Raw genomic sequence first — 12,754 nt, 5'->3', positions numbered from 1 at the left:
GGGACTGCGATGGCATAAATTGCTATTTTGTTAGCTGAAATATTGAATTTTTAAGGTGCGAAGCCCATTTGGGGTATGGGAAGTCTTAGTAAAATTAATATAAGAAATACATGCTCAGCATGCGGCCTGGAACATAAATAATCCGCAAGTTTAGCGATATACGAGGAGGAAATTCTCATGGGTAAACAATCCACCAGGGAAAACAAAACAATTTACCAGCTTTGCCGCGAAGCGGCAGGACTTACAAGAGCAGAAGCCAGTGAAAAAATGGATGCTGTCTCTGATTCAAAAATTGAAAAATTTGAATATGAAACACAAGAACCTACGCCTTATGATATCCTCCAGATGGCAGATGCCTATAAAAGACCAGATCTTTGCAATTATTATTGCTCTCACAAATGCGAAATCGGCTATCGTTATGTTCCAGAAATAGAAATGACCGATCTGTCAAATATCATTTTGGAGACAATTGCCAGTTTAAATGAAATCAATCCTCTTACCGGTCGTCTGATCCAGATTGCCCGTGACGGTAAGATCAGCGATGATGAAATGAAAGATTTTGCTTATATCAGTAAAAAACTTGATGAAATTTCTTTAGCCATAGACTCTTTGAATCTTTGGGTAGATAAAACAACTGGAGAACAAGGGCTCAATCTTGAACTCTTAAATGCCGAAAAAGAAAAATTAAAATAATCCATAACGCCACGAAAGGATTACGACTATAGAATAACACCAACCGCAGTCAGTGTCTTTAAAGTTGAATTAATCTATAGAAACTGCTATCATATTTTTATCAGAATTTTCCAAGTAAAGGAGGACATGAGTGGATCATGAACGTAATGCCCATTTCCGAAATCATCGAAAAAGTAACCATGATTTGCAAAAAAAATAATGTAAAGCGCCTTGATTTATTCGGTTCCTTCGCCACAGGCACTGCGACCCCCACCAGTGATATTGATTTTGTAGTATACGGCTGTGATAATCTAATGCAGTTAGAAGATGATCTTCAGCAGATTGAAACGCTAAGGAAAATTGATATTTTTGACTTTGACAGTATAAAAAATGAGTATTTATTGGAGGATATAAAAAAATATGGAAAACAAATTTATTAACCGCTATAACACTTTCTGTAAAAGTCTCTCCAATCTTGCAAAAAGCAAAACAGCCGACCCCAAGACCGATTTTGTTCTCGAAGGAACTGTTCTCAATTTCAGTCTTACTTTCGACATCTCCTGGAAAGTTATGAAAGATATTCTGATCAAAAAAATGGGAATTCTTGATTTTGCAGTTGGCTCTCCACGCGAAACTCTGCAGCAGGCATTTACCAATGGTATTATTGATGATGACACCTGGCTGCAAATGCTGAAATCCAGAAATCATTTGTCTCATGATTACGATGGTACTTTCGCCGCAGAGAAATTTCAGGACATTATAAATATTTATTATCCTCTTTTTGAAAAATTCAAAAACGATGTTGCGAAATATTATAAGCAGTAAACTGTGTTTCGTAGAAGAATCACCTTCAGACTATTTTGTTTATTATAGCCTGAAGGTGATTTTAAAATTGTCAATATACATCCGCTTTATTAGATTTTCCAACCAAATTTACGGCAGTATCTCAAGCCAGTAGCCATCTGGATCTACAATGAAATAGATTCCCATTGCTTCATTTTCGAAACAAATGCATCCCATCTCTTCGTGCTTTTTGTGCGCTGCTTCGTAATCCTCTGCCTGAAATGCCAGGTGAAATTCGCATTCACCCAGATTATATGGCTGTGGATGATCTTTAAGCCAGGTAAGCTCCAACTCAAAATCACTTACATTGTTGCTCAGATACACAATGATAAAATCATCGGTAGTCGTTCTTCTCACTTCGTGCAGATCAAGGGCCTCGTTGTAAAATTTAATAGATCGGTCCAGATCTGATACATTGTAGTTTTCATGAATCATCTTAAATTTCATAATTCTTCTCCTTTTGTACATTCTGTGTTTTTAATGCGTGACTTATATTGCGGATATTCAGTAATAAACCGCTTAATTACATTAGCATCATTCCAGTAATGCATTGGAAAATGACATTGCAATCTATATTTTTAAGAAAATACAGGATCCCATCAGCATAGTGATCTCCCTGTCTCGGATCTAGGGGGACAAATGCAGCGTCAAAATGCATACCTTTGATTTTCCTGATCTCCGCATGATATGCTGAAGTAAGTCTCTGGTTGTCAGCTTTCGGCTCGCCATCCCAATACCAGTCGTTTAAATCACCGGCATGATAAATGGTGCCTTCTTTTGTTTTAACGATAAATGCTAACATATGTTCATCATCGGTACGTTCAAGCAGGATTTCCATCAGATATAACGTACGGAGCTTCTGATCAAAAGAAGCCATCGTGGTCACCTCCACTTTCTGTCTCAGCTTTTTCTAGTGAAACATTCTATATTCTCTGCATCTATTTTCACATTTACCACTCTTCACATTTAATATCACTTATCTGCTCGATTGGAATGACCGTTTGATCCGTCATAATGATGGTATGCTCGTATTCGTCTATCTTTTTTACAATACCAGAGCACGTAACATAGGAGCCGCCTGCTTTTTTTGCATCGGGAATAAAATAAGTTATCGATATTTTCTGTTCTATACCGATATTATTTCTGATTATATTGATTTTTTCATTCAGCTGAGCAATCGCTTCCTCGCTCAGTTCCAATCTTTCATCGGTTAATCTTGCCGTTTCCTTTATCGCAGCATCATGTCCGGTCAGGGCTGCAAAAGGAGCAAATTGCGCTGCCCGATCCCGAAGTGGCATTTGCGGATGATTCTTAGAGACCGGATGCGGTAAATTAATGATATCGTCATAAGAATTATTTTTCATCCTCTTTCAACTCCTTTACGCCTTATGACCGCCAATCTGTTCATTTCTGTCCCTGGCGGTTGCACCTTCCTGAAGATTCATCCCCTTCAGTACAGCGTTTTTTCCAAATTTCTTTTTGATACTGAGCATTGCTTCCTGCATACGTTTTTCGCGATCCAGCGCAGCCTCTTCCTCTTCCTGCTTTTTCCTTTGCGCCTCATAATCCGTAAAAAGATCCAGCTGCTCATATACTTCTTCTTTCTTGACAGAACTTTCATCCACAAGCCTGTTCGCTGTGATATTGATTCTTCTGACAAGCAGGTTTCTGTCAACGATCCTGTCATATAACTCTATTACTGCATCCGTTATTATCTTGGTTGAGGAAGTCTGCCGTTTCAGATTGGTCGTTCCATGTGCATGTTTCGGAATTCTTCTTCCATAACGGTCGATCGTAACCTCTCCATGATACTGCTTTCTCCTGTCGGCATTGTTCAGATTCTCAATATCATAACCAACCGTCAACACGATCTGATCCGTTACAAGCTTCTTATCCACCAAATCCAAAACCATCTGGTCCGTCATCTCTTTGACGACTAATTTTGCTTTTTCAAAATCATAAGGGCAATGAAGTACCTGCCCGGAACAAACACTGTTCGTTTCCGGCTTATAAGCCTTGACCATTTCCATGGTACAGGGCTCATATCCCCAGGCATGGTCGATCAGCAGCTCTGCATTAACACCAAACAACCTATATAACAGGTCTTCATTATATAACTCATTTTCTTTTCCGATGGAACATCTGGCAATATCTCCCATTGTATAAAGCCCGTATTCTTCCAGCTTCTTTGCATATCCTTTTCCTACTCTCCAAAAATCAGTAAGTGGTCTGTGACCCCAGAGTTTCCTTCGGTATGACATTTCATCCAGTTCTGCAATTCGTACACCATCTTTATCTGCTTTAATGTGCTTCGCCACGATATCCATCGCAATCTTACACAGATACATATTCGTTCCGATTCCAGCAGTTGCCGTTATACCTGTCGTTTTCAGTACATCCTGTATCATGGTCATTGCAAGTTCTCTTGCTGTCATATTATAAGTATGCAGATAATCCGTTACATCCATAAATACTTCGTCGATCGAATACGGGAAAATATCTTCCGGCGCAATATATTTCAGATAAATACTGTAAATTCTGGTGCTGTATTCCAGATAGAGGGCCATCCGGGGAGGAGCAACAATATAATCAATCTCCAGTTCCGGATTGGTATCTAATTCTGTGCTGTCATCAGAGGCTCCGATAAAAGTTCTGTTCGGCACTTTCCACCTGCGGACGCTGTTGGCTTCTTTTACTTTTTGAACAACCTCAAATAAACGAGCCCTTCCTGGTATCCCATAACACTTTAATGCTGGCGATACCGCAAGACAGATCGTTTTTTCTGTTCTGCTTTTATCCGCAACCACAAGATTGGTCGTCAAAGGATCCCTATTTCGTTCTTTACATTCCACAGACGCATAGAATGACTTAAGATCGATTGCAATATAGGTTCTTTTCTTTTCCATCATTCTACACCTCCCGGTTCTCCTGTGTTCCGTTTCTAATTATTATTTATCCTGCCCGGAAAACTTTCTCATCATAACAATCCGCTCAAGGATTTCCTGCCTGAATTTTTCAACATCATTCGTCCGTTTGCGCACACCAGCTGCTGCAGCATGTCCACCTCCGCCAAACGTCTGCAGAAGTTCGTTTACATTGATCCATTTTCCATCAGACCGGAAGGAACAACGCCAGCGATTTTCTTCTTCCTCATACATGGTAAAACATCCTGTTTCTTACTTCCACGCCTTCCAGATATCCGGCTGATATCCAAGAGTGGATTGTTTTCCATTACGAACCACCGGTGTCTTAATCACCTGCGGGTTTTCCAGTACCTTCTCAAGTTTATCTTCCTCTGCAATGTATTTAATGAGCGCAAGCAGATCCTTATCCTTGCCCTCCCAGTTGATCATATTTTCCAGTCCGCCATTTGCCTGGGCAACCGAATTGAATTCGCCCTTGCTCATACCCTTTTCTTTCATATCAATAAACTGAAACTTGATCCCACGTTCCTTAAAGAAACGTTCTGCTTTCTTTGTATCATTGCACTTCTTTGTTCCAAAAATCTGTACGTTCAAATCAATTCTCCTTATCCATTGCCATATGTATCATTTTCTCAAAGGATTCTCTGAAATGCTCATCATCCTCCGATGTTCGTTTTCTTGGGCCTCTTAAGTGCTTCTTTCCGGATGCCCTTCGTGCTTTCTTATTCAGATGCCGCTCCATAAGCATCTGGTCAATATTCTCATTGGTATACCATTTCCCGGATTGATGAATCGCATACGCATTTTTTCCAAGTGCCATTGCCGCAACTCCATAATCCTGTGATACAACAATATCGCCTTTATGGCAAATGCTGATCAGTTTATAATCCACGGCATCTGCTCCGGCTCCAACTACGATCACTTCACTGTAATCAGATGATAACACATGATTGGTATCACACAACAACGTTACCGGAATACTGTGCTCTTTTGCAACTTTTTCAACAATACCGACTACCGGACAGGCATCTGCATCAACAAAAATCTGCATATCTTCTCCTTTAATTACACATAAATGGCGTACGAACCTCGATGAGATTACCACTCGGATCATACAGCCTTACAAGCTTCTGCCCACCTGCAAGTTCTGTCAGTTCAGTGGCATATCGGACGAAATACTTACCGGATTCATATTTTGCAAGCAATCCATCTATATCAAAATCCTCGAAATACAATTCCATCATGTTATTGAATGGCGTAGAAGTTTCATTCAATATTTTCCCCCATACGTCGGCATCCTGCAAAACAAGTCCCTCCGATAAGATCACATTGCCTTTATTCTTAAGAATCACTTGCAGTCCAAATAAGTCCTTATAAAACTCTATGGATTTTTCTATATCATCCACCACGATCAGTACGTTTTTTAACATGTCAGACACCTCGCGATCCGCTCTGTTACTTCTTCTGTAAATAATACTTTTGATTACTTCTCTACATACCGTCTCCGATAATATTCCATCGTACGATACTCGATAATATCTTTCATCTGCTTCTTAAAAGCATCAACTTTAATTACATCTGCCAATTCATCTCGAATTCCCAGTGCATAGCCATCCTTATCTATAAAAAAACCTTTACCAGAAGCTTTTAAAAACTTAATCGGCATACTTTTGGCTTTGCTTAAATGCTGTTTGTCATTTTAAGAAACAGATAAACTGGAGGTTATCTCTTACAAACAGTGTTCATCAATACAATCACAACTACACAGTAAATTCCTGTTGTCCTCTTGTCCTATTTGTGCTATATCATATATATCTTTTCATTCATCCATGAAAACTTAGTTTACAATCATTATCTTCTTTACATAAGAAATTATATAATAATATTTAAAACTCCTAAAACTGCACCTACTAAAGCCCCAAGATTTACAATTGTATCCAATTCTTTTTTCATCACAGTCAGCACCAGTTTCTCCAGACTATCTACATTCATAGCATTGATTTTATCTTCGATAATTTCTGCAATATTCAAATTACCGATCAGCTTTCCGATGACAGAATCAATTGCTTTGTGATAAAAATCTGCTACTATTTTCCGAACGGCTCCTTCCGAAATATTCATATGGTTACAGAGATCTATGACAGATTGTTCTCCTAACGTATCAATTTTAGTTTCCAGTTCTTCCTTTATAAAATCTGGTCCTTTTTCATTAATATACTTTACTATTTCTCCTCCAACAGGCTGTATCAGGGAATTAAGCATTTCATCATTCAGAAACATTTCCAACATGGAGCCCTTTGTTTTGGCTTTAACAGCTTTTCCGGCTTCCTGAACAATAAGATTATCCAGATTCATATGTTGAACAGAATCAAGGATCTGGCTGGACAGTTCAGAAATCAATCTGTTTTTTATCTCTTCATAATTCAACTCGGACGAACATACTTTTGAAACACAGGTATGAAGATCAACAGATAATCCCTGAACAATCTGATCCACAACAGCATTTTCTGTTTCCAAAGAAATCATTTTCTGTTTAATATCATCTTCCGTTAGAAGATCGTCCGCCACAATAATTCCGATTGCTCTGGCAAGCCTTGGCTTTCCTTTAGGAATTGCCCCCGGAGTAAAAGGAAGTTTTCGTCCAAAGATTCTGACTTCCTGTTTAGGATAAAACAGCATTTTGACAACGATATAATTAGTACAGTATCCAATCAATGCCCCTATAATGGGTCCTGCCAGTTTTTCTAACATTTTTCTTTTTCCTCCATAACACTCATATAAGCCGGACGGATAATCTTATCTGTGCAGATCAGTTCTTCCATACGATGCGCACTCCACCCGACTACCCTCGCTACTGCAAAAATCGCAGTATATAATTCACGTGGAATGCCTAGCATGTCATATACAAATCCGCTGTAAAAGTCCACATTCGGGCTCACTCGTTTTATAGTATTTCTGTTTTCTGCAATCAGTTTAGGTGCAATCACTTCAACATTCTCATAGAGCTGGAGATCGCTCTCCCGGCCTTTCTCTCTTGCCAGCGCTTCCACATATTTTTTAAATACTCTTTCTCTTGGATCCGACAATGTATACACCGCATGTCCCATTCCGTAAATCAACCCTTTTTTGTCAAATACCTGTTTGTCAATTATCTTCATAAGATATGCTGATATTTCTTCTTTATCAGAAAAATCCTTTACATTTTCCCGTATATTATCCATCATCTCCACAACTTTTTTGTTTGCGCCGCCATGCTTCGGTCCCTTCAAAGATGACATAGCGGCAGCAATTGTTGAATATGTATCTGAACCGGAAGAGGTCACCACTCTGGTTGTAAAAGTAGAATTATTTCCGCCGCCATGTTCCATATGAAGAATCAATGAAGTATCCAGAACTTTCGCTTCAACCGGTGTGTATTTCTGATCATGCCTGAGCATCATTAGAAGATTCTCAGCTGTAGACAGTTTCGGATCCGGATTATGGATATACATACTCTGGTTTTTTTCGTAATGATTATAGGCATGATATGCATATACAGCAAGGAGTGGAAATTCACTAATCAGTTGGATGCACTGACGCAACGAATTACTGACGCTGATGTCTTTTGCCTTTTTATCATAAGCAGCCAGTGTCAGAATACTTCTTGTCATTGAATTCATAATATCCTCAGATGGTGCCTTCATAATAACATCTCTGGTAAAGTTCGTTGGAAGCGTTCTGCATGTGCCAATCACTTCCCGGAACTTTTTTTCTTCATCTTCTGAAGGCAATTCCCCCATCAACAGAAGATAAGCGATCTTTTCAAAACCAAGCTGTTCTTCTCCAAGATTGCCAATCAATTTTTCTACCTTATATCCACGATACCACAATTCCCCGTCACAAGGTACTTTTTCTCCATCTTTCACACATGATGATACAATACGGGAAATCTTAGTCAAACCGGTAAGCACACCTTTTCCATTTTCATCCCGCAGCCCCCGGTTAACACCAAACTCTTCATACAATCTAGGATCAATATGATCATTTTTCCGGCAGATAGCTTCATTCTGCACAGCATAATCATTCATCCGCTTCATCAGCTCTCCCATACGAATCGACCTCTCCCATCCCTTTTATTTCGCTGCACATCAGGTTATCCAGTTGTTTCATCATTTTTAATAACATGATCAAATTATCTTTTCCGAATTTGTTGATCACTTTTCCATAACATTCTCTCAGAATCATTTCCTGACCCTTAAACAGTTTCTGTCCCGTTTCTGTAACAGTCACATATGTTCCTTCACTTCCGCTTCCTTCATAAGACCACAGTACCAGTCCACGATCTTTCAGCTTTTCTACCATTTTTGATGTCTGCCGTATTGTCAGCTGCATCTTTTCTGATAAATCCTTTAAATACGTTCTCCCATTATTATTCGGAGAATTTTCTCTCTCAGATTCTATAGTATACAAAGCAATATACTCCTGAAGTGTCATTTTACGAAACAGTTCCTGTATTTTTCCTTTGTTCATCAGATACCGACGATAGGTTAATTCATTTGTAAACTTTCTGATTTCATTTGCATTCAATATTTCTCTCTGCTCTGGCATCTTCAACCGCTCCTCTCTTTTTATTTACATCAATACATGTTATTTTCTTATTTAATCCCCAATTTCTGCCTGAATTTTAATGGCAAAATCAACCGCATTTTCCAGATCTTCTTCATCCGGATGGGTATTTCCCAGTCGAAACATCTGCTGCATCTCTTTTTCTTTACTTGGCATCTGACTGATCATAATTTTCCTTCTATCTGACTCCACATTCCCCTGACAGAGAAACATTCCCAGATACTCTCCCTCGTCCGGGTACCAGACTTCAAGATTTTTTTCAAGCTTTTCTTTATATTGTTCTGTCGGCACATAACCGCAGGTAACGAACACTGCATATTTTCCGCCTGTAATCTGCTCAAATACATCTGAGATATCCATGCTGCAGGAATAACCATGAATTCCAAACCCGATCAGATAGACATCCGCCGCAGGTATATCCTGCTCTGTATCAATATCTACAATTGTTTTATCCTCTGTATTTAAAGCACCATAGATCTTTTCTGCTATTAAACGTGTATTGCCACTTTTTGACTGATATATAACTGCATATTTCATAATGAGCCTCATTTCATATAAAAATAATAAAAGAGAACAAAAAGAGGAGATGTACCAGCCATCTCCCCATTTTGTTGCTCTCCAGTTATTTGATTTTACCTGTTCTCTTTAATACATTTCCGGCTGTGGCTGCGGCGCAGGTGTATTTTCTTTAATGTCCGCTACCGCAGCTTCTGTAGTAAGAAGTGTAGCTGCCACACTTACCGCATTCATTAATGCGTTCTTTGTTACCTTCACCGGATCAATAATACCCTGTTTCATCATATCCACAAAGGTTTCTGAGGCTGCATCAAATCCCATGCCAGGCTCACTCTTCTTTACCTTGTCTACGATAACCGGGCCTTCCAGACCGGCATTTTCCACAATCGTATACAGTGGTGCTTCCAGTGCCTTTGCTACGATTCCGGCTCCGGTCTTCTCATCACCCTCCAGGGCTGCCAACAGTTCCTCTACCTTTTTCTGTGCATGGATATATGCAGATCCGCCGCCGCAGATAATGCCTTCCGATACGGCTGCTTTTGTTGCGTTCATGGCATCTTCCATGCGGTATTTAGCTTCCTTCATTTCTGTTTCTGTTGCCGCGCCGACACGGATCACTGCAACGCCTCCGCCCATCTTAGCGATACGGTCCATGAGTTTATCTTTATCAAAATCGGATGTTGTTTCAGCCATCTGTCTCTTCAGGCTGGCAATGCGTGCATCAATGTCTTCCTTGTTCCCGGCACCGTCTACGATCGTAGTATTTTCCTTTGTAACCTTTACAGATTTTGCACGGCCAAGCATGTCCATCGTGGTATCTTTAAGTTCAAGTCCCAGATCTTCCATGATCACCTGACCGCCGGTAAGTGTTGCGATATCTTCAAGCATTGCCTTTCTGCTGTCACCATATCCCGGTGCCTTTACAGCAACGACCTTCAGAGTGCCTCTCAGTCTGTTGACAATCAATGTGGTAAGTGCCTCTCCCTCCACATCTTCTGCAATGATCAGGAGTTCTTTCCTCTCTCTCATCACATTTTCCAAAACAGGAAGGATATCCTGGATGTTTGAAATCTTCTTATCTGTCATGAGGATATAAGGATCCTCCATGTTGGCGATCATTTTTTCTTTATCATCACACATATATCCGGAAAGATATCCATTGTCAAACTGCATACCTTCGACTACGTCGATCTCCGTCTTCATGGTCTTTGATTCTTCAATCGTAATAACGCCGTTCTCTCCGACTTTTTCCATTGCATCGGCAATCATCTCACCGACTTCTTCATTACCGGAAGAGATTGCAGCTACTTTTGCAATATGATCCTTACCGGTAACAGGATGGCTCATTTCTTCAATTGCCTGCACAGCCACATCTGCTGCCTTCTTCATTCCTTTTCTTAAAACAATGGCATTTGCACCTGCTGCGATATTTTTCATTCCTTCTTTTACAAGTGCCTGTGCCAGAACTGTAGCTGTTGTTGTTCCATCTCCTGCAATGTCGTTTGTCTTGGTAGCCACCTCTTTTACAAGCTGTGCGCCCATATTTTCAAAACGATCTTCCAGTTCGATCTCTTTTGCAATGGTCACACCATCGTTTGTAATTAATGGTGCACCGTAAGATTTATCCAGTACAACATTTCTTCCTTTTGGTCCCAATGTTACTTTTACTGTATTTGCCAGTCTGTCTACGCCGGCTTCCATTTTTTTTCGAACATCAATATCAAAACTAATCTCTTTTGCCATGATAATTTCCTTCTTTCTACTGTTTCTATTACTCGACAATTGCCAGAATGTCATCCTGGATTACAATTTTATATTCTTCGTCGCCAATTTTTACTTCTGTGCCGCCGTATTCAGAAATAATGACTTTATCTCCTTCTTTTACCTGCATGGCAACCCTCTGTCCGTCTTTACATTTTCCCGGACCAACTGCAATTACTACAGCTTCCTGCGGTTTCTCTTTTGCGCTGTCTGGCAGAATGATTCCTGATTCTGTCTTTTCTTCAACATCCTGATACTGAAGAACTACTTTGTCACCCAATGGTTTTAATTTCATATGAATAACCTGCCTTTCTTTTGTTAGCACTCTTGCTTGTTGAGTGCCATCGTGTTCCGCAAAAAATATGTTTCTCGCGAAACATGTTTTATTTTTAAATTATTTATTTTTAAAGTATTATATCACCTGTATTTCTCTTGTCAATAGGTTTCCAAAATAATTTAAAAAAGATGCGAAGCACCTTAACCATTACTTTGCATCTTTTAATCATCTAAATTAATTCATTTATATTTTTCCTGATTTTTTCCGATACTTCCCGAAAAACCTTCAATTCTTCTTCCGACACACCTTTTAAAATCATCCCGTTCATTGCTTCCCTTCTCTTCGTCATTTCTGTTACCAGATCCTTCGCATAATCAGATATTTCATAATGAATATATCTTCTATCATTCTTATCCGGTATCGCAATAAGATAATTTCTCCTGCAGAGACTGTCAACTGCCTGCGAAATATGTCCACGGTTCATCATCAACTGATGGTGGATATCCGTAGAGGTATTATGTGTTCCGCATTTTGACAGGAAGTATAATATCTCCAGTTCTGCTCTTTTCATATCATATTTTTCTCGTAATTCAACGCTCTGTTCCTCTAACAGCTTTTTAAACTGTCCTCCCTGCAATATGATATCAATTTGTGTATCCATTTAGTTCAGCTTCTTTCAATGTTTTTTTCATTCTATCACAAGTTTAATAATTCGTCACCATTTAATTTTAAACGACTTTTTTGTTTCCTCTTAATTAATGATTAACATCTGGAATCTATTCCGCTGAATCTAATATCAGTAATTATTTTATTTCGCAAAGTTCACAAAATCTTCACACTGGGATAAGTTCTGTCAAACGAATATATCTTTGAACCTGCGCTCTACTTTCACCTACTTGCTTGCTTAATATCTCATCAGATCGCAACTTCGTCTCATTTTGAGACAAAGTTAAATCAGTTCTACTTCCTTGCCTTTTCATTGCTTCTAGCTTCATCTTATAAGCGAATGCCTTTTCACTCGGAAGCAGTTCTTCTCTTTGGATGTTTGCATCTACCATGGCAATAACAGCTTCATCATCCGTCATTTCTCTGACAATTGCCGGTATTGTTATTAACCCCGCCTTCTGTGCCGCATGCATCCGACGATGGCCGGAGA

17 protein-coding genes and 2 pseudogenes are annotated in these 12,754 nt (G+C 39.4%); 3 read left to right on the top strand and 16 right to left on the bottom strand.

Annotated features, from left to right (window positions below; translation table 11 throughout):
* Window positions 1-177: 177 nt before the first annotated feature.
* The 3 genes from ACTNDQ_RS14715 to ACTNDQ_RS14705 all read left to right on the top strand — a co-directional run bounded on the left by ACTNDQ_RS14715 (window position 178) and on the right by ACTNDQ_RS14705 (window position 1,497).
* On the top strand, window positions 178-693 hold the full coding sequence (locus ACTNDQ_RS14715) for a helix-turn-helix domain-containing protein (protein WP_441064937.1): 516 nt from the start codon (window positions 178-180) through the stop codon (window positions 691-693).
* 137 nt (window positions 694-830) lie between these two features.
* The gene (locus tag ACTNDQ_RS14710; protein ID WP_092071024.1) at window positions 831-1,112 is read left to right on the top strand and encodes a nucleotidyltransferase family protein; all 282 of its coding nucleotides are present in this window, start codon (window positions 831-833) and stop codon (window positions 1,110-1,112) included.
* Window positions 1,093-1,497: an HI0074 family nucleotidyltransferase substrate-binding subunit gene (locus ACTNDQ_RS14705; protein WP_022426101.1), complete on the top strand. Its 405-nt coding sequence runs from the start codon at window positions 1,093-1,095 to the stop codon at window positions 1,495-1,497. The genes ACTNDQ_RS14710 and ACTNDQ_RS14705 overlap by 20 nt, the downstream gene beginning before the upstream one ends.
* Before the next feature lie 108 nt (window positions 1,498-1,605).
* On the opposite strand, the gene ACTNDQ_RS14700 is transcribed toward ACTNDQ_RS14705, so the two are convergent.
* From ACTNDQ_RS14700 to ACTNDQ_RS14625, 16 genes and pseudogenes are all read right to left on the bottom strand, one after another.
* Window positions 1,606-1,962: a VOC family protein gene (locus tag ACTNDQ_RS14700; RefSeq protein WP_015541530.1), complete on the bottom strand. Its 357-nt coding sequence runs from the start codon at window positions 1,960-1,962 to the stop codon at window positions 1,606-1,608.
* Window positions 1,959-2,314 (bottom strand): annotated as a pseudogene (locus ACTNDQ_RS14695) (MBL fold metallo-hydrolase); the annotation flags it as partial. The gene ACTNDQ_RS14700 and the pseudogene ACTNDQ_RS14695, both read right to left, overlap by 4 nt.
* 151 nt (window positions 2,315-2,465) lie before the next feature.
* A complete protein-coding gene (locus tag ACTNDQ_RS14690) occupies window positions 2,466-2,879 on the bottom strand; it encodes a hypothetical protein (protein ID WP_278603756.1) in 414 nt (137 codons plus the stop codon).
* A gap of 15 nt (window positions 2,880-2,894) precedes the next feature.
* Entirely contained in the window at window positions 2,895-4,421 is a 1,527-nt protein-coding gene (locus ACTNDQ_RS14685) for a Y-family DNA polymerase (RefSeq protein WP_441064939.1), read from the bottom strand.
* 42 nt (window positions 4,422-4,463) lie between these two features.
* Complete coding sequence (locus ACTNDQ_RS14680; RefSeq protein ID WP_173741640.1) at window positions 4,464-4,673, bottom strand: DHHA1 domain-containing protein; 210 nt, start codon at window positions 4,671-4,673, stop codon at window positions 4,464-4,466.
* A gap of 18 nt (window positions 4,674-4,691) precedes the next feature.
* Entirely contained in the window at window positions 4,692-5,033 is a 342-nt protein-coding gene (locus ACTNDQ_RS14675) for an arsenate reductase family protein (RefSeq protein ID WP_019163300.1), read from the bottom strand.
* A gap of 1 nt (window position 5,034) precedes the next feature.
* Window positions 5,035-5,490, bottom strand: a complete 456-nt coding sequence (locus tag ACTNDQ_RS14670) for a YaiI/YqxD family protein (RefSeq protein ID WP_441064936.1) — start codon at window positions 5,488-5,490, stop codon at window positions 5,035-5,037.
* Window positions 5,491-5,500: 10 nt separating this feature from the next.
* Window positions 5,501-5,869, bottom strand: coding sequence for a VOC family protein (locus ACTNDQ_RS14665; RefSeq protein WP_441064935.1), 369 nt, complete (start codon window positions 5,867-5,869; stop codon window positions 5,501-5,503).
* 442 nt (window positions 5,870-6,311) lie between these two features.
* Window positions 6,312-7,190 (bottom strand): DUF445 domain-containing protein, encoded by an 879-nt coding sequence (locus tag ACTNDQ_RS14660; RefSeq protein WP_441064934.1) that lies wholly within the window; start codon window positions 7,188-7,190, stop codon window positions 6,312-6,314.
* Window positions 7,184-8,515 carry a citrate/2-methylcitrate synthase gene (locus ACTNDQ_RS14655; protein ID WP_441064938.1) on the bottom strand — a complete coding sequence of 444 codons (1,332 nt, stop codon included), beginning with the start codon at window positions 8,513-8,515 and terminating at the stop codon, window positions 7,184-7,186. The genes ACTNDQ_RS14660 and ACTNDQ_RS14655 overlap by 7 nt, the downstream gene beginning before the upstream one ends.
* On the bottom strand, window positions 8,499-9,026 hold the full coding sequence (locus ACTNDQ_RS14650; protein ID WP_154433061.1) for a MarR family winged helix-turn-helix transcriptional regulator: 528 nt from the start codon (window positions 9,024-9,026) through the stop codon (window positions 8,499-8,501). The genes ACTNDQ_RS14655 and ACTNDQ_RS14650 overlap by 17 nt, the downstream gene beginning before the upstream one ends.
* Window positions 9,027-9,077: 51 nt before the next feature.
* Complete coding sequence (locus ACTNDQ_RS14645; RefSeq protein WP_262655205.1) at window positions 9,078-9,581, bottom strand: flavodoxin family protein; 504 nt, start codon at window positions 9,579-9,581, stop codon at window positions 9,078-9,080.
* Between the two features lie 108 nt (window positions 9,582-9,689).
* Entirely contained in the window at window positions 9,690-11,303 is a 1,614-nt protein-coding gene (gene groL, locus ACTNDQ_RS14640) for a chaperonin GroEL (RefSeq protein ID WP_441064933.1), read from the bottom strand.
* 28 nt (window positions 11,304-11,331) lie between these two features.
* The gene (locus ACTNDQ_RS14635; protein ID WP_154433058.1) at window positions 11,332-11,616 is read right to left on the bottom strand and encodes a co-chaperone GroES; all 285 of its coding nucleotides are present in this window, start codon (window positions 11,614-11,616) and stop codon (window positions 11,332-11,334) included.
* A 211-nt stretch (window positions 11,617-11,827) separates the two neighbouring features.
* The gene (locus tag ACTNDQ_RS14630; RefSeq protein ID WP_441064932.1) at window positions 11,828-12,169 is read right to left on the bottom strand and encodes a MarR family winged helix-turn-helix transcriptional regulator; all 342 of its coding nucleotides are present in this window, start codon (window positions 12,167-12,169) and stop codon (window positions 11,828-11,830) included.
* Window positions 12,170-12,437: 268 nt separating this feature from the next.
* Window positions 12,438-12,754, bottom strand: a pseudogene (locus ACTNDQ_RS14625) (ParB/RepB/Spo0J family partition protein); the annotation flags it as partial.

This window comes from Blautia massiliensis (ex Liu et al. 2021), assembly GCF_052064225.1.
In the GTDB taxonomy this organism is placed as follows: domain Bacteria; phylum Bacillota; class Clostridia; order Lachnospirales; family Lachnospiraceae; genus Blautia_A; species Blautia_A fusiformis.
The sequence above is the reverse complement of the archived record's forward strand: the minus strand, read 5'-3'. Positions and strand labels throughout refer to the sequence as shown.